Annotated in this window: 24 protein-coding genes; 17 read left to right on the top strand and 7 right to left on the bottom strand. The window is 64.5% G+C overall.

The features are described 5' to 3' along the window. The 6 genes from argH to C8N34_RS05605 all read left to right on the top strand — a co-directional run bounded on the left by argH (position 1) and on the right by C8N34_RS05605 (position 5,954). Positions 1–1,425 (top strand): argininosuccinate lyase, encoded by a 1,425-nt coding sequence (gene argH / locus C8N34_RS05630; RefSeq protein WP_054300736.1) that lies wholly within the window; start codon positions 1–3, stop codon positions 1,423–1,425. 66 nt (positions 1,426–1,491) lie between these two features. Further along, positions 1,492–1,644 carry an argininosuccinate lyase gene (locus tag C8N34_RS05625; protein WP_108128149.1) on the top strand — a complete coding sequence of 51 codons (153 nt, stop codon included), beginning with the start codon at positions 1,492–1,494 and terminating at the stop codon, positions 1,642–1,644. After that, entirely contained in the window at positions 1,644–1,862 is a 219-nt protein-coding gene (locus C8N34_RS05620) for a hypothetical protein (RefSeq protein WP_054300737.1), read from the top strand. Before C8N34_RS05625 ends, C8N34_RS05620 begins: the two co-directional genes overlap by 1 nt. Continuing rightward, positions 1,862–2,143: a DUF2834 domain-containing protein gene (locus C8N34_RS05615; protein WP_108128148.1), complete on the top strand. Its 282-nt coding sequence runs from the start codon at positions 1,862–1,864 to the stop codon at positions 2,141–2,143. The genes C8N34_RS05620 and C8N34_RS05615 overlap by 1 nt, the downstream gene beginning before the upstream one ends. A gap of 69 nt (positions 2,144–2,212) precedes the next feature. Continuing rightward, positions 2,213–3,478, top strand: a complete 1,266-nt coding sequence (lysA, locus tag C8N34_RS05610) for a diaminopimelate decarboxylase (RefSeq protein ID WP_108128147.1) — start codon at positions 2,213–2,215, stop codon at positions 3,476–3,478. A gap of 28 nt (positions 3,479–3,506) precedes the next feature. After that, the gene (locus C8N34_RS05605) at positions 3,507–5,954 is read left to right on the top strand and encodes a DUF4175 domain-containing protein (protein WP_108128146.1); all 2,448 of its coding nucleotides are present in this window, start codon (positions 3,507–3,509) and stop codon (positions 5,952–5,954) included. 9 nt (positions 5,955–5,963) lie between these two features. Here the strand turns inward: C8N34_RS05605 and C8N34_RS05600 are convergent, their stop codons facing one another. After that, complete coding sequence (locus C8N34_RS05600; protein WP_108128145.1) at positions 5,964–6,803, bottom strand: zinc-ribbon domain-containing protein; 840 nt, start codon at positions 6,801–6,803, stop codon at positions 5,964–5,966. A gap of 172 nt (positions 6,804–6,975) precedes the next feature. On the opposite strand from C8N34_RS05600, the gene C8N34_RS05595 reads away from it, so the two are divergent. From C8N34_RS05595 to C8N34_RS05580, 4 genes are read left to right on the top strand one after another with little or no spacing between them, the layout of a single operon-like run. Continuing rightward, positions 6,976–7,647 (top strand): cell division ATP-binding protein FtsE, encoded by a 672-nt coding sequence (locus C8N34_RS05595; protein WP_108128350.1) that lies wholly within the window; start codon positions 6,976–6,978, stop codon positions 7,645–7,647. Continuing rightward, positions 7,647–8,543, top strand: coding sequence for a cell division protein FtsX (locus C8N34_RS05590; RefSeq protein WP_108128144.1), 897 nt, complete (start codon positions 7,647–7,649; stop codon positions 8,541–8,543). Before C8N34_RS05595 ends, C8N34_RS05590 begins: the two co-directional genes overlap by 1 nt. Beyond that, positions 8,544–9,278 carry a lysophospholipid acyltransferase family protein gene (locus C8N34_RS05585; RefSeq protein WP_170120534.1) on the top strand — a complete coding sequence of 245 codons (735 nt, stop codon included), beginning with the start codon at positions 8,544–8,546 and terminating at the stop codon, positions 9,276–9,278. It abuts the gene before it with no gap. Then, a complete protein-coding gene (locus tag C8N34_RS05580) occupies positions 9,275–9,880 on the top strand; it encodes a pyridoxamine 5'-phosphate oxidase family protein (RefSeq protein WP_054300744.1) in 606 nt (201 codons plus the stop codon). The genes C8N34_RS05585 and C8N34_RS05580 overlap by 4 nt, the downstream gene beginning before the upstream one ends. A 1-nt stretch (position 9,881) precedes the next feature. On the opposite strand, the gene C8N34_RS05575 is transcribed toward C8N34_RS05580, so the two are convergent. The 3 genes from C8N34_RS05575 to C8N34_RS05565 form a co-directional block, all read right to left on the bottom strand. Further along, positions 9,882–10,934: a Hint domain-containing protein gene (locus C8N34_RS05575; RefSeq protein WP_108128143.1), complete on the bottom strand. Its 1,053-nt coding sequence runs from the start codon at positions 10,932–10,934 to the stop codon at positions 9,882–9,884. Positions 10,935–11,040: 106 nt separating this feature from the next. Further along, a complete protein-coding gene (locus C8N34_RS05570; RefSeq protein ID WP_054300746.1) occupies positions 11,041–12,000 on the bottom strand; it encodes an acetyl-CoA carboxylase carboxyltransferase subunit alpha in 960 nt (319 codons plus the stop codon). 314 nt (positions 12,001–12,314) lie between these two features. Next, positions 12,315–13,274 carry an L-malyl-CoA/beta-methylmalyl-CoA lyase gene (locus tag C8N34_RS05565; protein ID WP_108128142.1) on the bottom strand — a complete coding sequence of 320 codons (960 nt, stop codon included), beginning with the start codon at positions 13,272–13,274 and terminating at the stop codon, positions 12,315–12,317. A 190-nt stretch (positions 13,275–13,464) separates the two neighbouring features. On the opposite strand from C8N34_RS05565, the gene C8N34_RS05560 reads away from it, so the two are divergent. Continuing rightward, positions 13,465–14,325 (top strand): D-amino-acid transaminase, encoded by an 861-nt coding sequence (locus tag C8N34_RS05560; RefSeq protein WP_108128348.1) that lies wholly within the window; start codon positions 13,465–13,467, stop codon positions 14,323–14,325. 18 nt (positions 14,326–14,343) lie between these two features. Here C8N34_RS05560 and C8N34_RS26270 read toward each other — a convergent pair whose 3' ends face one another. After that, positions 14,344–14,496: a hypothetical protein gene (locus tag C8N34_RS26270; protein ID WP_158640449.1), complete on the bottom strand. Its 153-nt coding sequence runs from the start codon at positions 14,494–14,496 to the stop codon at positions 14,344–14,346. Positions 14,497–14,613: 117 nt separating this feature from the next. Then, positions 14,614–15,351, bottom strand: a complete 738-nt coding sequence (locus C8N34_RS05555; RefSeq protein WP_108128141.1) for an N-formylglutamate amidohydrolase — start codon at positions 15,349–15,351, stop codon at positions 14,614–14,616. 212 nt (positions 15,352–15,563) lie between these two features. Between C8N34_RS05555 and pyk the strand changes: the two genes are divergently transcribed. The 6 genes from pyk (at position 15,564) to pheS (ending at position 20,735) form a co-directional block, all read left to right on the top strand. Beyond that, positions 15,564–17,009: a pyruvate kinase gene (gene pyk, locus C8N34_RS05550; RefSeq protein ID WP_108128140.1), complete on the top strand. Its 1,446-nt coding sequence runs from the start codon at positions 15,564–15,566 to the stop codon at positions 17,007–17,009. 28 nt (positions 17,010–17,037) lie between these two features. Next, the gene (locus C8N34_RS05545; protein WP_054300750.1) at positions 17,038–17,262 is read left to right on the top strand and encodes a hypothetical protein; all 225 of its coding nucleotides are present in this window, start codon (positions 17,038–17,040) and stop codon (positions 17,260–17,262) included. A gap of 109 nt (positions 17,263–17,371) precedes the next feature. Beyond that, on the top strand, positions 17,372–17,572 hold the full coding sequence (rpmI, locus tag C8N34_RS05540) for a 50S ribosomal protein L35 (protein WP_054300875.1): 201 nt from the start codon (positions 17,372–17,374) through the stop codon (positions 17,570–17,572). 12 nt (positions 17,573–17,584) lie between these two features. Further along, positions 17,585–17,947, top strand: a complete 363-nt coding sequence (gene rplT, locus C8N34_RS05535; RefSeq protein WP_054300751.1) for a 50S ribosomal protein L20 — start codon at positions 17,585–17,587, stop codon at positions 17,945–17,947. A 202-nt stretch (positions 17,948–18,149) separates the two neighbouring features. Beyond that, positions 18,150–19,565, top strand: a complete 1,416-nt coding sequence (locus tag C8N34_RS05530; protein WP_108128139.1) for an alanine/glycine:cation symporter family protein — start codon at positions 18,150–18,152, stop codon at positions 19,563–19,565. A 90-nt stretch (positions 19,566–19,655) separates the two neighbouring features. After that, positions 19,656–20,735 (top strand): phenylalanine--tRNA ligase subunit alpha, encoded by a 1,080-nt coding sequence (gene pheS / locus C8N34_RS05525; protein WP_108128138.1) that lies wholly within the window; start codon positions 19,656–19,658, stop codon positions 20,733–20,735. A gap of 36 nt (positions 20,736–20,771) precedes the next feature. Here pheS and C8N34_RS27105 read toward each other — a convergent pair whose 3' ends face one another. Further along, positions 20,772–21,686: a calcium-binding protein gene (locus C8N34_RS27105; RefSeq protein ID WP_108128137.1), complete on the bottom strand. Its 915-nt coding sequence runs from the start codon at positions 21,684–21,686 to the stop codon at positions 20,772–20,774. Positions 21,687–21,727: the final 41 nt, after the last annotated feature.

Raw genomic sequence — 21,727 nt, 5'->3', positions numbered from 1 at the left:
ATGAGCGCAGACGACAAGACCCAGACTTCCGCAAACGCCCCGGATACGGCGAATGCCATGTGGGGCGGTCGCTTCAGCAGCGGGCCGGATGCCATCATGCAGGCGATCAACGCCTCCATCGGCTTCGACCAGCGGCTTTACGCCCAGGATATTGCCGGTTCGCGCGCCCATGCCGCGATGCTGGCGGCGCAGGGCATCCTTACCGATAAAGACGCCGGGGCGATCCGGGAAGGGCTGCTCACGGTCTTGTCAGAGATCGAGGCCGGAAACTTCACCTTCAGGGTCGAACATGAAGACATTCATATGTCGGTCGAGGCCCGCCTGACCGAGATCGTGGGCGAGGCCGGCAAGCGGCTGCACACGGCACGGTCGCGCAATGATCAGGTCGCCGTCGACTTCCGGCTTTGGGTCCGCGACCAGTGCGATGCGGCGATTGCCGGAGTGACTGCGCTGATGAAAGCCTTCCTGTCGCAGGCCGAAGCAGGCGCCGACTGGATCATGCCGGGCTTCACCCATCTGCAAACCGCGCAGCCCGTGACCTGGGGCCATCACATGCTGGCCTATGTGGAAATGCTGGCGCGGGACCGTTCGCGGTTCGAGGACGCGCGGCGCCGGATGAACGAATGCCCGCTGGGCGCCGCGGCGCTGGCCGGAACCTCCTTCCCCATCGACCGCCATGCCACGGCGGCGGCTCTGGGTTTTGACCGGCCGACAGCCAACAGTCTCGATTCGGTCAGCGACCGCGATTTCGCGCTGGAATTCCTGTCGGCCTCGGCGATCTGCGCCATGCACCTGAGCCGCTTTGCTGAAGAGCTGGTGATCTGGTCCTCGGCCCAGTTCCGCTTTGTCAAACTGTCGGACAAGTGGACGACAGGCTCGTCCATCATGCCGCAGAAGAAGAACCCCGATGCGGCGGAACTGCTGCGCGCGAAACTCGGGCGTATCCTCGGCGCGACGGTGGCGCTGTTCACCGTGATGAAGGGTCTGCCATTGACCTATTCCAAGGACATGCAGGAGGACAAGGAACAGGTGTTTGACGCCGCAGACACGCTGATGCTCGGTCTGGCCGCGATGACCGGCATGGTCAGCGACATGCAGGCGATGACCGAAAACCTGCGCGCCGCCGCGGCCTCGGGCTTCTCCACCGCGACCGATCTGGCCGATTGGCTGGTGCGCGAACTGGGCCTGCCCTTCCGCGAAGCGCATCATGTGACCGGCACGCTGGTTGCGCTGGCCGAGAAGAAGGGCTGTGACCTGCCCGAGCTGACCATGACCGAAATGCAATCCGTTCACGAAGGTATAAACCAAAGTGTATATTCGGTGCTGGGGGTCGAGAATTCCGTGATCTCCCGGCAGTCATATGGCGGAACATCGCCGGTTCAGGTGCGCGAACAGATCGCGCGCTGGCAGGGGCTGTTGCGCTGACGCTCGCCGCCTGATTGCCTGCGGCGCATGTGCCGCGACAGGCGGCGGAAAGTCTTGGAGACGAAAATGACGAATGCAGGCAAAGGGTTGATCGGGCTGGCGCTGGCCGCGCTTCTGGCAGGCTGCGGGGCCGACGGCCCGCCGAAGGCGCCCGAGGCCCAGACCGGGGTTACGCTGTCCGGCGACGCCCGTGCCGGACTGACCCATGTGAGCCCGTGATGCGAACAGCCGCCGTTCTCGGGCTGATCCTGCTGGCCGCCTGCGCCGCCCCGGTGCCGGAGCCGCAGACCAACCTGAACGTTCATGCCACGCCCACCGGCGTGGCGGTGACACCCTCTGTCAGCACGCGGGTCGGAACGGCTCGGGTCGGCGTCACGCCTCATGGCGCGCGGATCGGAACCCGGATCGGCGGCATCGGAATCGGGATCGGCCTCTGATGTCGGCGTTGCGCCTTCTGTATCTGGCGCTGACACTGGCCGGGGCGGTGGCTCCCCTGTCACAATTACTGGCGGGCGGGCTGCCCGCCGCCCTCGCCCGCTTCACACCCGGCCCGTCGGACATGCTGATCACCGCCATCGCGCTTGCCCTCTGGGCCATCGCGGAAACCTGGGTGCGGCGCAACTGGCTGGCGCTGATCGCCCTGCCGGTGACCTTTCTGCTTGGCCCCGGCTGCGGTCTGCCGCTCTACCTGTTTCTGCGCACCGCGCCGGTGCGGTAACCCTTTGCGCCGCGATTGCGAAGATGCTGTGTTCTGCTATAGGCGGGGCGACTGCTTGAGGAGGCGCGCATGGATCACTTCATCTACCGCAATGGCAGCCTGCACGCCGAGGATGTGCCGCTGACCGAAATCGCCGCTGCGGTGGGTACGCCGTTCTATTGCTATTCCGCTGCGACGCTGACCCGGCATTACCAACTGTTCAAACAGGCGCTGGACCCGCTGCCGAACATGGTCTGCTTCGCCATCAAGTCGCTGTCCAACGTGGCGGTGCTGAAGCTTCTGGGCGATCTGGGCGCGGGGATGGACGTGGTCTCCATCGGGGAATATCTGCGCGCCAAGGCCGCCGGGGTGCCGGGGGATCGCATCGTGTTCTCGGGCGTCGGCAAGACGCGCGAGGAAATGCGGATCGCGCTGGAAGGCGGCATCCGCCAGTTCAACCTGGAAAGCGAACCCGAGATGCGGGCGCTGTCCGACGTCGCCGCCTCGATGGGACTGCGGGCGCCCGTCACCGTCCGGGTAAACCCGGATGTGGATGCCCGGACCCACGAAAAGATCGCCACCGGGAAAAGCGAGAACAAGTTCGGCATCCCGATCGCGCGCGCGCGTGAAGTCTATGCCGAAATCGCACGGCTGCCGGGGCTGGAGATCGTGGGTATCGACGTGCATATCGGCAGCCAGCTGACCGATCTGGAGCCGTTCGGCCAGGCCTTTGACAAGGTGGCCGACCTGACCGCCGCGCTGCGGGCGGATGGCCACACGATCCGCCGCCTTGATCTGGGCGGGGGTCTGGGTATTCCCTATACCCGGTCGAACGAGGCGCCGCCGCTGCCACTGGATTACGGCGCACTGATCAAGCAGAAACTGGGACATCTGGATTGTGAGATCGAGATCGAGCCCGGGCGGCTGATTTCCGGAAATTCCGGCATTCTGGTGTCGAAGGTGATCTATGTGAAACATGGCGAGGGCCGTGATTTCCTGATCGTCGACGCCGCAATGAACGATCTGGTGCGCCCGGCGATGTATGGTGCGCATCACGACATCGTCGCGGTGGCAGAACCCGCCCCCGCCACGCCGACCCAGCCTTTCGACATCGTGGGCCCGATCTGCGAAACCGGCGATACGTTCGCCAAGGCACGCGATCTTCCGCTGATGGCAGAGGGAGATCTGGTGGCCTTCCGCTCGGCCGGGGCCTATGGCGCGGTCATGGCCAACGAATACAACTCGCGCCCTCTTGTGCCCGAGGTTCTGGTGCGCGACGATCACTTCGCCGTCATCCGGGAACGCCCGAGCTATGACGAGATGCTGAGCCGCGATAAGCTGCCGTCATGGCTGTGACTTCGCGGCCCCAACTGTGACGGAGGCAATGCAGGCGAAACCCGCGCCCGAGCTGTTTCACCGTATCCGTTGGCCGCTGCGGCTGACGTGGGCGGGGCTATGGGCCGAACGCCTGTCACGCGCCTTTTGGCCGCTGTGGACCGTGCTTCTGCTGGTCCTGTCCGTGCTGGCCTTCGGGCTTCAGGATATCCTGCCACTTGAAGCGGCCTGGACCGGGCTGGTCGCCGCCTGTGTCGGTGCAGGCTGGGCCCTGTGGCGCGGGTTACGCCGCTTTAACGCCCCCCGGCGGACCGAAGCTTTGGCGCGACTGGATGCTTCGCTGCCCGGCCAGCCGATTTCGGCGCTGACCGACGAACAGGCGGTGGGTGGCTCTGATCCGGCCTCGGTCGCGGTCTGGCAGACCCATCGCGCCCGCATGACAGCCCGCGCCGCCACCGCCCGCCCGGTGCGGCCCGACCTGCGTCTGGCGGAGCGCGACCCGTTCGGGCTCCGCTACATGGCGCTGACCGCCATGGTGATGGCGCTGCTGTTCGGCTCCATCTGGCGGGTCGCCAGCGTGTCCGGCCTCGCCCCCGGCGCCGCCGAGGCCATGATGGCCGGCCCCTCGTGGGAAGGCTGGGCCCAGCCGCCGCTTTATACTGGCAAGCCGGCGCTTTACCTCAATGACGTACCCGCCGGCCCGCTGGAGCTACCGCAGGGCAGCAAGGTCCAGATCCGGCTTTACGGCGATGTCGGCGCGCTGACGCTGAACGAAACCATCTCGGGCAGCACCCGGCCCGGTGCCGCCTCGGACCCGGCGCAGAGCTTTGAGGTGATGCAAAGCGGCGCTCTTTCGATCAGCGGACGCGGCGGACGCGAATGGCAGGTGGCCGTCAGCCCGGACAAGGCACCGGGCGTTTCAGTGACGGGGCCGGTAACCCGCGAACGCGATGGCAAGATGAAGCTGCCCTTCTCCGCGGAGGACGATTATGGCATTACCTCGGGCAGCGTCAGCATCACGCTGGACTTGCCGCAGGTTGACCGGCGGTATGGCCTTGCGACCGAGCCGGAACCGCGCCCTGCCCTTACGCTTGACTTGCCGCTGCCGATCAGCGGCAACCGCGCCAGCTTCGAGGATGCGCTGGTCGAGGATATCTCGGAACATCCCTTCGCCAACCTGCCCGTGCAGGTGCAGCTTGAAGTGACGGACGGACGCGGACAGACCGGCCAGACTGAGCCCCTGAGTCTCGTGCTGCCCGGCAAGCGCTTTTTCGATCCGCTGGCCGCCGCAATCGTCGAGATGCGGCGTGATCTGCTTTGGAACCGCAGCAATGCCCCGCGCGCCGCGCAGATTTTCCGAGCGATCACCTATCATCCCGACGGGTTGATCCGCGACGAAAAAACTTTCGACCGGCTGAAAACGGCGATGGCAAAGCTGGATACCAATGCCGCAACGCTGACCCCGGAACTGCGCGATGAACTGGCGAAAGAGTTCTGGGAGATTGCGCTGCTGGTCGAGGAAGGCGATCTGGCCTCAGCCCGCGCCCGGCTGGAACGCGCACAGGACCGGCTGAACGAGGCGATCCGCAACGGCGCCGATCCGGCCGAAATTCAGGAACTGATGGAAGAGCTGCGCGCCGCAACGCAGGATTATGTGCGCATGCTCGCCGAACGCGCCCAGCGCAACCCGGATGGGCAGCAGGCCGAAAATCAGGAACGCATGCAGATCACCGGCAACCAGATTCAGGAAATGATGGATGAAATCCAGCGCCTGATCGAGGAAGGAAAGATGGCCGAAGCCGCGCAGGCCATGGCCATGTTGCAGCAATTGCTGGAGAATTTGCAGATCACCGAAGGTGGCGCGGGCGATGATGGCTTTTCGGTACCCGGCATGGGGGCGCTTCAGGAAACGCTGCGCGACCAACAGGATCTGTCAGACGAATCCTTCCGCCAGTTGCAGCAGGGCGATCAGGGTCAGGGCGAAAAGGAAGAGGGCGAAGGCGGCAGTCTGGCCGAGCGTCAGCGCGCTTTGCGCGAACGGCTGGAAGGGCTGGGCAATCGCCAGCTTCCCGGCGAGGGCAGCGAGAAGGGTCAACAGGGACGGCAGGCGCTGGATGGGGCCGAGCAATCCATGGACGAGGCGGAACGCGCGCTGCGCGACGGCGATCTGTCCGGCGCACTGGACCGGCAGGCCGAAGCGATGGACCGGCTGCGTCAGGGGATGCGGGCGCTTGACGAAGCCGCGCGCGAAGCCCGGCGTGCCGATCAGGCCGAGCAGCAGCCTGGCGGCAACGATGAGCCCGGCCGCTCCCGCGATCCGCTGGGCCGTGAGCAGGGCGACAGTCGCGCCATCGGTTCGGACAGCAACATGGCGCAGGGGCAGGATGTTTACCGCCGCGCGCAGGATCTGCTGGACGAGATCCGGCGCCGCGCGGGCGAGCAACAGCGCGCCGACAACGAACTTGGTTATCTGAAGCGGCTGCTGGATCTGTTCTGAAGCCGGGCGTCAGCCCTGCAAGGCGGCAATTGCTCGCTGCATCAGCCCGTCAAGCCAAAGTCGTGCCGCATCGACGCCTTCGACATAGCCCGCCAGAGGTTTCGCAAGCGCCGGGATTTGCTGGGCAATCCGGGGCGCCATCACATAGGCCAGCGCAAGGGCGACCGCGACCAGCAGCATCAGCGCAAAGCCGCTGCGGAACGAACTGCCCTGCGGCTGCGCCGCCGACGAGACCTCTGCCTCGTTGACACCGCGCTCGCTTGAGGGGCGGAGCGTGGAATTGATTTCCTCGATATCGGGCAGCAAATCCCGGCCCTTGGCGATACGCGCCGCGGCGGCTTCGCCCTCGGCATCCTCCTGCGAGTCGGTCTCGATTCCTTTCAGCCGGGCCACGCGCTGCGCAGACGCAGGCACAACAGCCCCCACGGAATCCAGCCCGAGATCACCCTGCACTTCCAGCCCGCGCGGCTCTTCCCTCGCCCGAGCCTGCGCCTCACGTTCCGCCTCTTCGCGCAGGACGGCCATCAGGCTGTCGTCCAGACTGCTGCGGCGGGGTGGTGCTGCGACGGGCGGGACCGGGGGTTCCGGAACGGGCTCGACAATCGGCGGCGGTGGCACAGGCGCCGGTTCCGGCTCCGCCAGCGGCGGCGTCCCGGTTTCCAGCACGGGATCGGGCAGCGTCAGCGCGGCTTCCAGCGCATCGGCCTCTTCGCGGGCTTCAAGAACCGACGGGTGCTCCTGATACCAGGCGTGGCCACAATTCGAACATTGCACATCGCGGCCCTCGGTCGGAATGGCATCATCCGCGACCTCGTACTGCGCATCGCAATTGGGGCAAATCAGCCGCATCCTGTCCCGCTCCCGCCCGCCGTTTCCGGCTTGTTACTGGCCCAGTTGTAGCAACGATATGTTGCTTGTCCAACCCCAAGTCGGACAGGATTCTCCGCAAGTCGTCGCGCATGTGGTTGAATCCGCCGCGCCACTGGGCGAATGTGCGCGCCATGCGACAATGGGGCATCCGGTGATTTCCTTCGAGAACGTGGCCTACAGTTACGGCGGGGGCGAACTGCTCTCGGACATGACGCTCCGGCTGGCACCGGGGTCTTTTCATTTTCTGACAGGCCCTTCGGGCGCTGGCAAATCGACCTTCCTGAAGCTTTGCTATGCCGAGCTTTCGCCCACGGCAGGCCATGTCACGCTGTTTGACCGCGAAGTCCGCAGCCTTGGCCGCGATGACGTGGCGCAGATGCGGCGACGCATCGGGGTGGTGCACCAGGATTGCCAGTTTCTTGACCATCTGCCGCTGGCCGCCAATGTGACGCTGCCGCTGACCGTTTCGCAACGCGAGATCGACAACCGCGATCTGGGCGATCTTCTGGCCTGGGTCGGGCTGAAACATCTGGCCGATGCCTTGCCCCCCTCGCTGTCCGGAGGCGAGCGACAGCGGGCGGTTCTGGCCCGCGCCATCATCATGGACCCGGAAGTCATCCTCGCGGACGAGCCGACCGGCAACCTCGACTGGGAAATGTCGCTGCGGCTTCTGACCCTGCTGGTCGAACTGAACCGGATGGGCAAGACCATCGTTGTCGCCACCCATGACATGAACCTGATCCGGCAGGCCAAGGCCCAGATCGCGGCACGCGTGCTGCGGATCAGCAATCGTCGGCTGCAACTGGCCGGGGCGGATCTGTGATGCGCGCCCTTCTGCCCCAGCTTCTGCGTCGTGACCGGCAATCCGACCGGGTTGTGCCACGGTCAGGCCATACCGCATGGCTGACCTCGTTCACCGCAGGCGCCATGACGTTCCTCGCGGTCTTCGCACTGGCCCTGTCGATGGCCGCCGGCCGGATGGCAGACCGCTGGTCCGATGCGCTGGCCCGAACTGCGACGGTGCGGATCTCTGCCCCGGCCGATCAGATCGAGATGCAAACCCGCGCCGTTCTTGACGTGCTGGCCACCACACCCGGCGTCGAAAGCGCCCGCGCGCTGAGCGACGAGGAACAGCGCAAGCTGCTGGAGCCGTGGTTCGGGCCCGACCTGCCGGTCGACAGCCTGCCCCTGCCCCGTCTGGTCGAACTCACCGAGGATTCCACGGGTTACGATGCCGACGGGCTGCGACAGCGGCTGCTGGCAGAGGCACCGGGTGCCGTACTGGATGACCACACGCGCTGGCGCCGCCCGCTGGCGGTAGCGGCGGGGCGGTTGCGGCTGCTGGGTCTGGTGTCGATCCTGCTGATCGGCGGCACCATGGCCGGGATGATCACGCTGGCCGCCCATGCGGCACTGGCCGCCAATGCACAGGTGATCCGCGTGCTGCGGCTGGTCGGTGCGCGTGACAGCTATATCGCGCGGGCTTTCGTGCGGCGGTTCACCCTGCGGGCACTGGCCGGTTCCGCCGTCGGCGCCCTGCTGGGCATGATCGGTGTGGCGATCCTGCCCTCTGCCGACACGGCGGGCGGCTTTCTGACCGGCCTCGGCTTTACCGGCTGGGGCTGGCTTCTGCCTGCTGTCCTGCCCCTGCTCGCCGCTGCAGTGGCCTTTGCCGCCACAAGGTTTGCCGCCTTCTCGCGCCTCAAGGAGCTGACCTGAATGCGCCGCATCCTGCCCCTGCAATGGCTGTTGTCGCTGATCTTCAGCATCCAGATGTATCTGGCGATGTTTGTCATCGGCGTCGTGCTGCTGATCCCCGCCCTGATAGATCGCCGCTATGCCCATACCGCCTGCCGCAGCTTCTGCGCATGGGTGCGGTTCAGCCTGCGGCTGCTGACGGGGCTGAATACCGAAGTGCGTGGCACCCCGCCGCAGGGCGAGGTGCTGATTGCCGCGAAACACCAGAGCTTTCTGGATATCATTCTGATCTTCGGCGCGGTGCCGCGTGGCAAGTTCATCATGAAGCGCGAACTGGTCTGGGCGCCCGTGCTGGGCTGGTATGCGCTGCGCATCGGTTGCGTGCCGGTCAACCGTGGCAAGCGGGGCGCGGCGATCATGAAGATGATGGCCGATGTGAAATCGGGCGCCAGCCTGCCGGGGCAGCTGATCATCTATCCCCAGGGCACGCGTGTCGCACCCGGGGTGAAAGCCCCTTACAAGGTCGGGTCTGCCCTGCTTTATAGTCAGCTTGGTCAGGATTGCGTGCCGGTCGGCACCAATGTCGGCCTGTTCTGGCCAAGGCGCGGCGTGCTGCGCAAGCCCGGCACCGCCGTGGTGGAGTTTCTTCCCGCCATCGGCCCTGGTCTTGGAAATGGCGAGTTCATGGCCCGGCTGGAACGCGAGATCGAGGCCTCCTCTGACGCGCTGATGATCGAAGCCGGGTTTTCCGCATGAGCTGGGTTGAGGATCTGGACGCGCTGCATGCGCTCTACGGCACTCCGGGCGAAGCTGCGCGGATCAAGGTCACCCCCATACTGACCCCGGCCTATCGCGCTCATATCGAGCGGTCCCGGTTCTGCGTGCTGACCACCGTAGGGCCGGAAGGCACCGATGGCAGTCCGCGCGGAGACTGCGGGCCGGTGGTGCGCATCGCGGATGCACGCACCCTGCTGATGCCTGACTGGAAGGGCAACGAACGCATCGATTCCCTGCGCAACATCGTGCGTGATGGCCGGGTAAGCCTGATGTTCCTCGTCGCCGGCAGCTCCACGGCGATGCGGGTGAACGGCTCCGCCCGTCTCAGTGCGGCGCCCGAGCTGTGTCAAAGCTTCGCCCGCGATGGCAAGGCCCCGCGCACGGTCATCGTGATCGAGATTGCGGAGGTCTATTCCCAATGTGCGCGTGCATTGATCCGTGCCGAACTCTGGACCTCCGGCGACCAGTCGGCGGGCCTGCCCACTATCGGAGATATGCTGCGTGAAATTACCGAAGGCCGGTTTGACGGGGCCAGCTATGATGCCGAATGGCCGGGCCGGGCGGCGAAAACCATGTGGTAACTCAGGCAGCCAGCACGGCTGCCTCGCGCGCCGACAACACGGGCCGCGCACTGTCAATGATGTTCCGCTGCTGCCGAAGCTGCGGGAACAGCCGCAGAATTTCTTCCCGCGCCGCCTCTTCCACTCCGCCCAGTGACAGGCCGGTGGGCAGAAAGCTTTCGGCCAGACATCCTTCAACCTCGACGATTTCGTGCCTGTCAAACAGGAAGTGCACATAGGTCACCGCCTGCTCGGGTTTTGCAAGCCGGATACCCTTACCGTCGATCAGAGCTTTCGCAGGCACCAGCACCTCGCTTTCTCCGAAATAAAGCTGGCTGCGCCAGTCGCGCAGGCACATGCGATGCTGCTGCGAAACGCGAAGCCGGTGCGCGGGCTGACCCTCGCCCAGCGTACCCGGCTCGAATATCACCGGGCGCAGAGCGGGGGTGGCGCGTTGCTGTGCCTGGCTGATCCGGCGCTGCCCCGACCAGCGGACGGTCTGCAAGCCATGATCCGCGGTCCAGATCCGCATGCCGGGTTCGACCGCCTCGACCGGAACCATACCGGTTTCGGCACGGATACGCGCGCCAGCGACGAAGCACACCAGCAGCGACACGTTGTCCAGAACCGAGCCGAGGCTGTCATCCGCCCCCGAAGCGGCTTCGTTGAAGCGCACGATGTAATTTCCGGCGCTCGGGAAGGTGACGGTGTAACTCTGGTTGACCCAGGTGGTCGAGGTCGGCGAGATCGTGTGCGACAGGATCACGCTGCCCGTGGTCGCATTGATGATCTGCACATTATAGGCACCGGAGGACGGATTGCCGGTCAGCGCCGAACGCAGGGCGGTATCAAAGCTGAAGGTGCCGGTCTGGCCATCACGCGCAACAGTGACGGTCTGTTGCAGGACGGTGCGATAGCCGCTGCGGCCATCCATTTCGGTAACCGTTCCGGCAGACGGGTTGGAGCCGCCCGATACACCATAGGAGGTATATGGGTTCAGCTCGATATCGGTGCCGGTCCAACTGGTGCTGCCAGCCGAAAAGCTCCCGTTCTGGATAAGCTGGTTGGGCGCCATGAACCATTACCTTCCGTCCGATACACATGGACGGAAAGGCTGGATCATGGCCATGGCCGCAGTCGGTCGCAAATGCGGCCATCCTGCGGCAGCCACGCGGATGTGATCAGGCCGCGAGGCCCTTCGAACCCATTTTGAGGAACTTTTGCCGCCGGTCGCGTACCAGAACCTCGCGCGACTTGCCCGAAAGCTCTTTCAGCATCATCTCGACCGCCTTGCCAACGGCATCAATCGCCTCTTTCTTGCCGCGCTGCGCGCCGCCCAGAGGTTCCTTGATGATGCGGTCGATAACGCCCAGCTTTTGCAGATCCTGCGCGGTCAGGCGCAGCGCCTCGGCCGCCTCGCGCATCTTCTCGGCATCCTTCCAGAGGATCGAGGCACAGCCTTCGGGCGAGATCACCGAATAGACAGCATGTTCCAGCATGGCGATCCGGTCGGCCGTAGCAAAGGCCACCGCCCCGCCGGAGCCGCCTTCGCCAATGATGACCGACACCAGCGGCACACCGATTTGCAGGCATTTCTCGGTCGAGCGCGCGATGGCCTCTGACTGGCCACGCTCTTCCGCGCCCTTGCCCGGATAGGCACCGGGCGTGTCGACCAGCGTGATGACGGGCAGGTTGAAACGGTCGGCCATATCCATCAGCCGCACCGCCTTGCGATAGCCCTCGGGACGGGCCATGCCGAAATTGTGCTCGATCCGCGATTTGGTGTCGTTGCCCTTTTCGTGGCCGATCACCACCACCGGCATGTCATTGAACCGCGCGAGGCCGCCCATGATGGCGTGATCGTCGGCAAAGTTCCGGTCCCCGGCCAGCGGTGTGTATTCGGTAAACAGCGCGTCGATGTAATCGCTGCAATGCGGGCGGTCCGGGTGGCGGGCAACAAGGCATTTCCGCCAGGGCGTCAGATCCTTGTAGAGGTCTTTCAGAAGCTGCTCGGCCTTGCGATCCAGCGCGGCGGCCTCTTTCTCGACATCCATCTTCTCGTTCTGCCGGGCGAGGGCGCGCAGCTCTTCGGCTTTGCCTTCGATCTCCGCAAGGGGCTTCTCGAATTCGAGATAGGTCATTGCTCTCTCCGCATTGCGATTGCGGCTTATATGCAGGCGGTTGCGAGGAATTGCAACGTGACTGAGCTGCGACAGGCCGAAACTCCGCTTGCTGAAGCATTGAAAGCAGGGGCCGGGCGGGGCAACGCGCCACCAGGCCAGAGGCTGAAAACAGCAAGACCCCGCGATCAGATCGCGGGGTCTGCTCCTCCCGTGATGCCGCCGGAGGCCTCCTCTCCCCGCTGGCGGCGCGGGTATCGCTACGGCGAGCGATGAATTGTTAAGCTTTCGTGAAATCAGACTGCGACCAAAGGCAGCAGTTTGTCAACGATTCATCACGATGCCGCGATGATATCGGCCTGGCGCACGATCACTTCGGCCTGGCGCATTGATGCGATGTCGACCAGACGCCCCTTGTAGACGGCGGCGCCCTGCCCTGCCGCCTTGGCCTCTTCCATCGCGGCAAGGATTTCCCGCGCCTCCGTCACAGCCTGTTCCGATGGGGTAAACACCTCGTTGGCCAGCGCGACCTGCTTGGGATGGATCGCCCATTTGCCGACCATGCCCAGCGTGGCGGACCGGCGGGCCTGCGCACGAAAGCCCTCGTCATCGCTGAAATCGCCGAAGGGGCCGTCGACCGGAAGGATACCATGGGTGCGGCAGGCGGCGACGATGGCCGTCTGTGCCCAGTGCCACGGGTCCGACCAGTATTTCGCGCCGTCGCGATACATATAATAGTTTTCCTGCGTACCGCCGATGCCGGTGGTCTGCATCCCCATCGAGGCCGCGAAATCGGCGGCACCGAGGCTCATGGCCTGCAGGCGCGGCGAAGAGGCGGCGATTTCCTCGACATGGGCTATGCCGGCGGCGGTTTCGATGATGACCTCAAGGCTGATCGGCTTGGTGCGGCCCATGTTCCGTTCAATGGCCGTCACCAGAGCATCCACCGCATAGACATCGGCGGCGCAGCCCACCTTGGGGATCATGATCTGGTCGATCCGCTCGCCCGCGCCTTCCAGCACCTCGACGACGTCGCGATACCAGAACGGTGTATCCAGCCCGTTGATGCGCACCGACAGGTATTTCTTGCCCCAGTCGATCGTGTTGATCGCCTCGATGATGTTCTTGCGGGCCTGCGGCTTGTCCGCGGGTGCGACCGAGTCCTCCAGATCAAGGTTGATCACATCCGCCGCCGATGCCGCCATCTTCTCGAACAGCGCGGGACGCGAGCCGGGGCCGAACAGCTGGCAGCGGTTCGGGCGGGCGGGGGCAGCGGGCTGGATACGGAAGCTCATCGACGTCTCTCTGCAAGTAAATTTCAGGGAAGATTGCGGAATAGTTAGATTGTTGCGCAGGCGTTGGCAAGCAGGATTTGCGAATGCAGCATTGCGTATGCGGCATAGCGGCGAGGATGAATGCTTGACCTGCCCTGCCATCTGCCGCACACCGCTGGGGGTTCCGGGCAAGATTCAAAGGAAATTCAAGATGAGCCGCACCGTCTATGTGAACGGGGACTACCTGCCGGAAGAAGAGGCGAAGGTCTCGGTCTTCGACCGTGGCTTCCTGATGGCCGATGGCGTCTATGAGGTGACCAGCGTGCTGGGTGGCAAGCTGATCGACTTCGACGGTCATTGCAAACGCCTGGCCCGCAGCCTGACCGAGCTGGAGATGACCAACCCGCATTCCGATGCCGAATGGCTGGCCATCCACCGCGAACTGGTGGCGCGGAACGGCATCGACGAGGGGATGGTTTATCTGCAGGTGACCCGCGGCAATCCGGGCGACCGTGATTTCGCCTATCCCTCGGCCGATACCGCCCCGACCGTCGTTCTGTTCACGCAGGCCAAGCCCGGTCTGGCCGACAGCCCGGCGGCAAAGACCGGCTGGCGCGTGATCTCGGTGCCCGACATCCGCTGGCACCGCCGCGATATCAAAACGGTTCAGCTCCTCTATCCCTCGATGGCCAAGATGGCCGCCAAGAAAGCGGGCGTGGATGACGCCTGGCTGGTCGAGGACGGGTTCGTGACCGAAGGCACCTCGAACAACGCCTATATCGTGAAGGGCAACAAGATCATCACCCGCGCCCTGTCTTCCGACATCCTGCACGGCATCACCCGTGCTGCCGTGCTGCGTTTCGCCAAGGAAGCGCAGATGGAAGTCGAGGAGCGCAACTTCACCATCGACGAAGCACAGAAAGCGGATGAGGCCTTCATCACCTCGGCCTCGGCCTTCGTGATGCCTGTCGTGGAAATTGACGGCGCGGCGGTAGGCACCGGCGCGGTTGGCCGCGTGGCCACCCGGATGCGCGAAATCTATCTGGACGAGATGCGCAAGGCCGCCGTCTGACCCCCGCGCGGCGCGGCCTCAGCCCCGCGCCGCATCCAGCAGGTCGCCGTTGGCGGCCTGCTCTTCTTCCTCGGTCCCGGCGTGATCATCGTCTGAACCGGAGTGATGGCCCGCAAAGCTCATCCCCACGAGGGCGAGCGGCAGTGTCAGCAACATTCCAAGCAGTTCCATGGCAAGTCTCCGGTTCAGAACGCCACTGTGCCGCCCTGCCCCGGTTTCGTCAAATTTTTGACGTATTTAGCTGTCGGACGGGAAACACCGCCGGATCAGGCGCCGGATTGTCGCCGCCTAAAGCCCCGACAGGACCGCAGACAGAATCGGCGCCAGACGCGCGGCCCAGTATTCCTGTGCCTCCGCCGTCCCGATCAGATCATTGCGCAGTTCGATCAGCGTGTTGTGCCGCCCCGGCTGCAAGGCATGACGATCAACCGAGTCACCGGGCAGATGGCCGGAATAAGGTTCATTGTCGCCGATGCACAGATCCGGTTCCGCCTTCAGACGGTCGATCAGCGGGCGTGACAGCCGGTCATCCAGGTGGCTGTAAAGCACACCCACCTGCCAGGGCCGGGGCGCCCTGCCCCGCAGACAAGGCGTGAAACTGTGAATCGCCAGCAACACCGTATCGTCGCGCCGCGCAGCCAAAGCCTCCAGCGCGTCGTGATAGGGGCGGTACAGCGTGTCGAGCCGCCGCTCCACCTCTGCCGCACCGACCGGGCGATTGGCGGGAATGATGGTGCCGTCATACAGCTTCATCACCAGCGTCGGGTCATCTTCGCCCCGGTTCGGGTCGATCACCAGGCGCGAGAAATCGGAACAGATCACGGGGCTGTCCAGCGCCAGGCCCAAAGCCCGTGCCAGACCGGCGGCGCCCACGTCATAGGCGATATGGCGGGCCATATCCTCGGGCGCGATCCCCAGATCGCCGCCGCAGATATCCTGTGGCACTCGATTGGTCGCATGGTCGCAGGTAATCAGCCAGCGGCCGGGCCGCGTGGCGCCTTCAATCGAATAGGGCTGCACTGTCATTCTCGCGTCATCCTGTAGCGTCATTTGCATTAGGGGATTGGCCCGCGAAAGGGAATGGCGAAGCGGATTTGCCGCCTTTTCCCTTGCTGCACGCCAATGTTAACGCTAACATGTGCAGCATTGCCCGAAGACCGGAATTCGGCCATAAGGGACGCGGCCCGACGCAAACGACCGCCGCCGAGACGCGCGCGAAGAACCAAGGACTTGCTGGAATGAGACGCATGCGCAATGTCAAGATCGTGGCCACCCTGGGCCCGGCCTCGTCGGATTATGAAATGATCCGCAAGCTGTTCGAGGCGGGTGCCGATGTCTTCCGCCTGAATATGAGCCATGGCGCGCATGAAGATATCCGTGCCCGGCATCAGATCATCCGCCAGATCGAGGCCGATACCGGCCGCCCCATCGCCATTCTCGCCGACCTTCAGGGGCCTAAACTGCGGGTGGGCACCTTTGCCAATGATTCCGAGGAACTGGAGGAAGGCGCAAGCTTCCGTCTGGACCTGAGCGATGCGCCGGGCGATGCGACGCGCGTGCAGCTCCCCCACCCCGAGATTTTCGCGGCGCTGGAAGCCGGAGCCTCGCTTCTGATCAACGACGGCAAGATCCGCCTCAAGGTCGAGGCCTGCGGCAAGGATTTCGCCGATTGCACCGTGACCGTGGGCGGCACGATTTCCAACCGCAAGGGCGTGAACGTGCCCGACGTGGTGCTGCCGCTGGCCGCGCTGTCGCAGAAAGACCGCAAGGATCTGGAATTCGTCTGCGAACTGGGCGTGGACTGGCTTGCGCTCAGCTTCGTGCAGCGCCCCGAGGATGTGATCGAGGCGCGTGCATTGGCCAATGGCCGAGCCGCCATTCTGGCCAAGATCGAAAAACCCGCCGCTGTGCAGGTCTATGACAGCATTCTGGCGGTGGCCGATGGCATCATGGTCGCGCGTGGCGATCTGGGCGTGGAACTGCCGGTCCATGCCGTGCCGCCGATCCAGAAACGCCTGATCCGCAAGGCCCGCGCCGCCGCCAAGCCCGTGATCGTGGCGACGCAGATGCTCGAATCCATGATCGAAAGCCCGGTGCCGACGCGGGCCGAGGTCTCGGACGTGGCAACCGCGATCTATGAAGGCGCCGACGCCATCATGCTGTCCGCCGAAAGCGCCGCCGGAAGCTATCCGATCGAGGCGGTGACCACGATGAACAACGTGGCCATCAGCGTGGAAAGCGACAGCACCTACCGCGACGTGATCGAGGCCAGCCGCAAGGTGGTGCGCACATCGGTTGCCGACGGGATCGTTGCCGCCGCGCGCGAGATTGCCGAATCCGCCGACATCAAGGCGATCTGCTGCTTCAGCCAGTCGGGCACGACGGTCAGCCTCGTGGCGCGGGAACGCCCGCGCGTGCCGATCATCGGTCTGACCCCGCTGGTGGGCACCGCACGCAGGCTGTGCCTGACCTGGGGCACGCATTGCGTGATCACCGAGGAACAGGACCGTTTCAAGGGCGCCGTCATCTCGGCGGTTCGCGCAGCGCGCGAGCAGGGCTTCGCGACCGAGAAGGAACATATCGTCGTCACGGCAGGTGTGCCCTTCAACGTGCCGGGCACGACCAACATCCTGCGCGTCGCCCCCTGTGATGAACGGTTGATTCACCGCGCCGAGGCCGAGTAATCTGCCCCAGTAACCCGGAGGTGGCCGCGTGAATCCCGATCTGTTGCTTGTCATTGGCATCGTGCTTGCGGTTCTGGCCGTTCCGGCGATGGTTTCCGCCTTCAGCGATGGCCGCGCCCCGCGCGCGGCCTCCATCACCGTGCTGATCGCAGGTGTTCTGATTGTCTTTGCCTTCACCAAGAAGCCCGGCGGCTACGAGGTGCGCGACATTCCGAACGCCTTCTACCGTGTCATCGGCCAGTTCCGGCACTGACCCACTTGCACTTTTCCCGACAGGGCCCTATACGGCCCGCTCTATCCCCGCGCGGCCGGCCGGTGTGGCATTGCCGAGTCGCGCGTTCACCCTCAACGAGGAGATGGAAATGCCCAAGATGAAGACCAAATCGGCGGCCAAGAAGCGCTTCAGCTTCACCGCCTCGGGCCGTGTCAAGGCTGGTGTGGCAGGCAAGCGCCACGGCATGATCAAGCGCTCGACGAAGTTCATCCGCGATGCATCCGGGACCATGATCCTGTGCGACGCCGATGAGAAGATCGTCAAAAAATACATGCCGTATAACCGCTAAGGAGCGCCAGATATGTCCCGCGTCAAATCCGGCAAGGTCACCCACGCCCGCCACCGCAAGGTCATCAAGGCCGCGAAGGGCTACTACGCCGCCCGCTCGACCAACTTCCGCACCGCGACCCAGGCCGTCGACAAGGCCAACCAGTATGCGACCCGCGACCGCAAGGCCCGCAAGCGCAACTTCCGCGCCCTGTGGATTCAGCGCATCAACGCCGCCGTGCGTCTGTATGACATCGAGATGACCTATTCGCGCTTCATCAACGGTCTGGCGAAAGCCGGGATCGAGGTGGACCGCAAGGTTCTGGCCGATCTGGCCGTGCACGAGCCGGAGGCATTCAACGCCATCGCCGCGCAAGCCAAGGCCGCGCTGGCCTGATCGGTTCAGCCCTGCTGAATGCAAGCCCCCGCCGGGTCCCGGCGGGGGCTTTTTCATGTCCGAAGGCCAAAAACACTCCATCACCTCTCGGCCAGATGGCGAAAACCCTTTGCCAGCCTCTGCCAAAGGGTGCATCCCGGTAACAGGGAGCATGGTTCCGCCGCGCTGGCCCCGTGGCGACAAAAGCGAAAGGACAGTTCGCATGACAGCAATCATCGGGTTTCTGAACACAATATTCTGGGGCTATGTCCTGATTTATGGCCTTCTGGCTGTTGGTGCCTTCTTCACTGTGCGACTCGGCTTTCTTCAGTTTCGCCATTTCGCCGAGATGTTCCGCTGCGTGATGGGCTCGGGCGCGACCGACAGAGACGGGATTTCGCCCTTTCAGGCGCTGACCGTGAGCCTCGCCTCGCGCGTGGGCACCGGCAATATCGCGGGTGTGGCGGTTGCACTGTATCTGGGCGGCCCCGGCGCGATCTTCTGGATGTGGATGGTGGCGCTGGTCGGTATGGCGACCGCTTACGCCGAAAGCACGCTGGCCCAGCTTTACAAGACCCATGGCGCCGAGGGCGGCATTTATCGCGGCGGCCCTGCCTTCTACATTTCGCGCGGGCTTGGGCTGCCGTGGCTGGGTGCCATCTTCTCGGTCTGTCTGATCATCTCGTTCGGGCTGGTGTTCAATGCCGTTCAGGCCAATTCCATCGCCGACGCCTTCGCAGGCGCATTTGGCCTGCCGAAGCTTGCCACCGGCCTGCTTGTCGCGGTGCTGACCGGCGTCGTGATCTTTGGTGGTGTGCGCCAGATCGCCCGTGTGGCCGAGATTGTGGTGCCGTTCATGGCCGGGGTCTATCTGCTGCTGGCCATCGTGGTTCTGGTCATGAACATCGGCGCTGTTCCCGGCGTGCTGGGCCAGATCTTCGCCAGTGCCTTCGGATTTGGCGCGGCGGCGGGTGGCTTCGCAGGCGGAATTGCGGCTGCGGCGCTGAACGGTATCAAGCGCGGCCTGTTCTCGAACGAAGCTGGCATGGGGTCTGCCCCGAACATCGCGGCCACCGCCAGCCCGGCGCCGCACCACCCCTCCAGCCAAGGCTTCGTGCAGTCGCTGGGCGTGTTCATCGACACGCTGCTGGTGTGCACCGCAACCGCCGTGATGATCCTGCTGTCGGGCGTGCTGGATCCGACGAACGGTGTAACAGGCACAGCGCTGACCCAGGCCGCGCTGACCCATCACTTCGGCAGTTTCGGCGCGATCTTCGTGGCAGTGGCGATCTTTTTCTTCGCCTTCACCTCGATCATCGGCAATTACGCCTATTGCGAAAGTGCGATGGAGTTTCTGGGCCTGGGCCACAAGGGGGCCCTGACCGGCCTGCGCGGTCTGGTGCTGATCATGGTGATCTGGGGGGCGCTTCAGGCGGTTGCCACGGTGTTCGACTTCGCCGATGCCTCAATGGGGCTGATGGCGACGATCAACCTGATCGCCATTGTCGCCCTGTCGGGCGTGGTCGCCGCGCTGACCCGCGACTACCTTGCGCAGCGCAAGGCGGGGCAGGAGCCGCGTTTCCATATTGCCGAACATCCGGGCCTCGCACGCGGGGTCGAGCCGGAAATCTGGAAGTGACACCACATTGCAGGGGCGGGGCACGGCGCCTCGCCCTTGCAAATCCGCCCCTGCCCCGCTAGCACGATGCCGCAAGAAGCGGAGGCGGACATGGACCTGAGCGAACTTCGTGGCAAGTATATCGAGGCTGTCGCCGGTGCCGCCGACGAGACCGCGCTGGAAGAGGTGCGACTGGCTGCCCTTGGCAAGAAGGGCGAGATTTCGGCGCTGATGGCGACGCTGGGCAAAATGGACCCGGAAGAGCGCAAAAGCTCCGGCGCCGCACTGAACGTGCTGAAGACCGAAATCGACGCCGCGCTGCGCGCCCGCAAGTCGGCGCTGTCCGATGCGGCGCTGGATGAACGGCTGAAAGCCGAGTGGCTGGACGTCACCCTGCCCGGCCGGCCGCGCCGTACCGGCACCATCCACCCGGTCAGCCAGGTGATGGACGAACTGACTGCAATCTTCGCCGACATGGGATTCTCGGTCGCCGAAGGCCCGCAGGTCGAAAGCGACTGGTACAACTTCGACGCGCTGAACATTCCGCCGGAGCACCCTGCCCGGCAGGAGCATGATACCTTCTTCATGCACCGCGCCGAGGGCGACAACCGCCCGCCGCATGTGCTGCGCACCCATACTTCGCCGGTACAGATCCGCGCCATGATGGATCAGGGCGCCCCGATCCGCGTCATCGCGCCGGGCCGCGTCTACCGCATGGACATGGACCAGACCCACACCCCGATGTTCCATCAGGTCGAGGGGCTGGCGATCGACCGCGACATTTCGATGGCGAACCTCAAATGGGTGCTGGAGGAATTCTGCCGCGCCTTCTTCGAGGTCGACAAGGTCGAGCTGCGCTTCCGCGCCAGCCACTTCCCCTTCACCGAACCTTCCGCCGAGGTGGACATCCGCTATTCCAATGTCGGCGGTCAGCTGAAGATCGGCGAAGGCGACAAGTGGATGGAGATTCTGGGCTCTGGCATGGTGCATCCCAAGGTGCTGGCCGCCGCCGGGGTGAACCCGGACGAATGGCAGGGCTTCGCCTTCGGCATGGGGATCGACCGCATCGCGATGCTGAAATACGGCATCCCCGACCTGCGCGCCTTCTTCGAGGCCGATCTGCGCTGGCTGCGCCATTACGGCTTTGCCGCGCTGGATCTGCCGGACCTGCCCGGTGGCCTCAGCCGCTGAGCCAAGGGCGCCCACGGGCGCCCTTTTCATTTGCAGTCAGATGATCTGGAAGTGATCGGCATTGAGCCGGGTGCCATCCGTCACTTCGGCCACCAGCACCTTGGCCCGGCCGCCCACCCCGTCCGCATCATACCAGAGCCTGCCGCTCGCCCGGTGATAGATCAGGTGATCATCGGCATCGCGGGCGCGCAGACCGAAGGTCAGCATATCCTCCGGCAGGCTGCCGCCGATCATGCTGAATGCCCTGAAGACATCATTGTCGAGCAGGATCATGTCGCGCGAAGACTGGAAATCCTGGATCGTGTCAAAATGCGCGTCCCCCGGACGGGTATCGAAGACGAACTGATCCGATCCCGCACCGCCAATCAGCGTATCATGCCCCGCACCGCCGGACAGGGCATCATTGCCGATGCCGCCTGACAGACGATCATTCCCGGCCTCCCCGACCAGATTGTCGCTGCCCGCCTGCCCCAGCAACGTGTCGCTGCCTGCGCCGCCATAAACGCGATCATCGCCGCCCCGCGCCTCAACCCGGTCGCGCCCCCCGCCAGCAAGAAGGGCGTCACTGCCTGCCCCGGCGATGATCGTGTCATTCCCGGCAAGAAGCTTGTTCACCGCTGCTGCCGAATCGTCGCGGATCAGATGATCTGCAAACTGCGCCGCCGGGATGCTGAGGCCGCTCAGCTTCAGCACGGTATCGCCATCGACCTTCCATGTAATCCCTTGCAGCCGCCCGCCGGTAACGGCGACCAGATTGGCGCCGGAAAACTGATAAGCCAGCCCCCGCCCCGAAAAGGTCAGCGAATCCGAGCCGGAATCGTAGACGGTCAGCGCCGTGCTCTGGGCATTCACGAAATCATAGCCAAAGACCCGCTCAGAAAATGACGAGCGGATTTCGAACATATCGAAATAGGGAACCGCCCGATTCGGAGTAAAAACCAGTCGCGCCATCACGCCCTCCTGAAATATCGGTGCGAATGGTCGCGCCCCGA

It is taken from the genome of Gemmobacter caeni (assembly GCF_003054195.1).
Lineage (GTDB): Bacteria > Pseudomonadota > Alphaproteobacteria > Rhodobacterales > Rhodobacteraceae > Gemmobacter > Gemmobacter caeni.
Note: the sequence above shows the minus strand (reverse complement) of the source record. Positions and strands in the feature narration are given on the sequence as shown.

Bases quoted from the DNA above. Each gene is read 5' to 3' on its own strand.
- argH (WP_054300736.1), top strand. From the start codon at position 1: ATGAGCGCAGACGACAAGACCCAGACTTCCGCAAACGCCCCGGATACG.
- pyk (WP_108128140.1), top strand. From the start codon at position 15,564: ATGAGACGCATGCGCAATGTCAAGATCGTGGCCACCCTGGGCCCGGCC.
- C8N34_RS05570 (WP_054300746.1), bottom strand. From the start codon at position 12,000: ATGACCTATCTCGAATTCGAGAAGCCCCTTGCGGAGATCGAAGGCAAA.
- C8N34_RS05560 (WP_108128348.1), top strand. From the start codon at position 13,465: ATGAGCCGCACCGTCTATGTGAACGGGGACTACCTGCCGGAAGAAGAG.
- C8N34_RS05530 (WP_108128139.1), top strand. From the start codon at position 18,150: ATGACAGCAATCATCGGGTTTCTGAACACAATATTCTGGGGCTATGTC.
- rpmI (WP_054300875.1), top strand. From the start codon at position 17,372: ATGCCCAAGATGAAGACCAAATCGGCGGCCAAGAAGCGCTTCAGCTTC.
- C8N34_RS05575 (WP_108128143.1), bottom strand. From the start codon at position 10,934: ATGGCGCCCAACCAGCTTATCCAGAACGGGAGCTTTTCGGCTGGCAGC.
- C8N34_RS05605 (WP_108128146.1), top strand. From the start codon at position 3,507: ATGCAGGCGAAACCCGCGCCCGAGCTGTTTCACCGTATCCGTTGGCCG.
- lysA (WP_108128147.1), top strand. From the start codon at position 2,213: ATGGATCACTTCATCTACCGCAATGGCAGCCTGCACGCCGAGGATGTG.
- C8N34_RS05555 (WP_108128141.1), bottom strand. From the start codon at position 15,351: ATGACAGTGCAGCCCTATTCGATTGAAGGCGCCACGCGGCCCGGCCGC.
- C8N34_RS05600 (WP_108128145.1), bottom strand. From the start codon at position 6,803: ATGCGGCTGATTTGCCCCAATTGCGATGCGCAGTACGAGGTCGCGGAT.
- C8N34_RS05620 (WP_054300737.1), top strand. From the start codon at position 1,644: ATGCGAACAGCCGCCGTTCTCGGGCTGATCCTGCTGGCCGCCTGCGCC.
- C8N34_RS05585 (WP_170120534.1), top strand. From the start codon at position 8,544: ATGCGCCGCATCCTGCCCCTGCAATGGCTGTTGTCGCTGATCTTCAGC.
- rplT (WP_054300751.1), top strand. From the start codon at position 17,585: ATGTCCCGCGTCAAATCCGGCAAGGTCACCCACGCCCGCCACCGCAAG.
- pheS (WP_108128138.1), top strand. From the start codon at position 19,656: ATGGACCTGAGCGAACTTCGTGGCAAGTATATCGAGGCTGTCGCCGGT.
- C8N34_RS27105 (WP_108128137.1), bottom strand. From the start codon at position 21,686: ATGGCGCGACTGGTTTTTACTCCGAATCGGGCGGTTCCCTATTTCGAT.
- C8N34_RS05565 (WP_108128142.1), bottom strand. From the start codon at position 13,274: ATGAGCTTCCGTATCCAGCCCGCTGCCCCCGCCCGCCCGAACCGCTGC.
- C8N34_RS05580 (WP_054300744.1), top strand. From the start codon at position 9,275: ATGAGCTGGGTTGAGGATCTGGACGCGCTGCATGCGCTCTACGGCACT.
- C8N34_RS26270 (WP_158640449.1), bottom strand. From the start codon at position 14,496: ATGGAACTGCTTGGAATGTTGCTGACACTGCCGCTCGCCCTCGTGGGG.
- C8N34_RS05590 (WP_108128144.1), top strand. From the start codon at position 7,647: ATGCGCGCCCTTCTGCCCCAGCTTCTGCGTCGTGACCGGCAATCCGAC.
- C8N34_RS05615 (WP_108128148.1), top strand. From the start codon at position 1,862: ATGTCGGCGTTGCGCCTTCTGTATCTGGCGCTGACACTGGCCGGGGCG.
- C8N34_RS05625 (WP_108128149.1), top strand. From the start codon at position 1,492: ATGACGAATGCAGGCAAAGGGTTGATCGGGCTGGCGCTGGCCGCGCTT.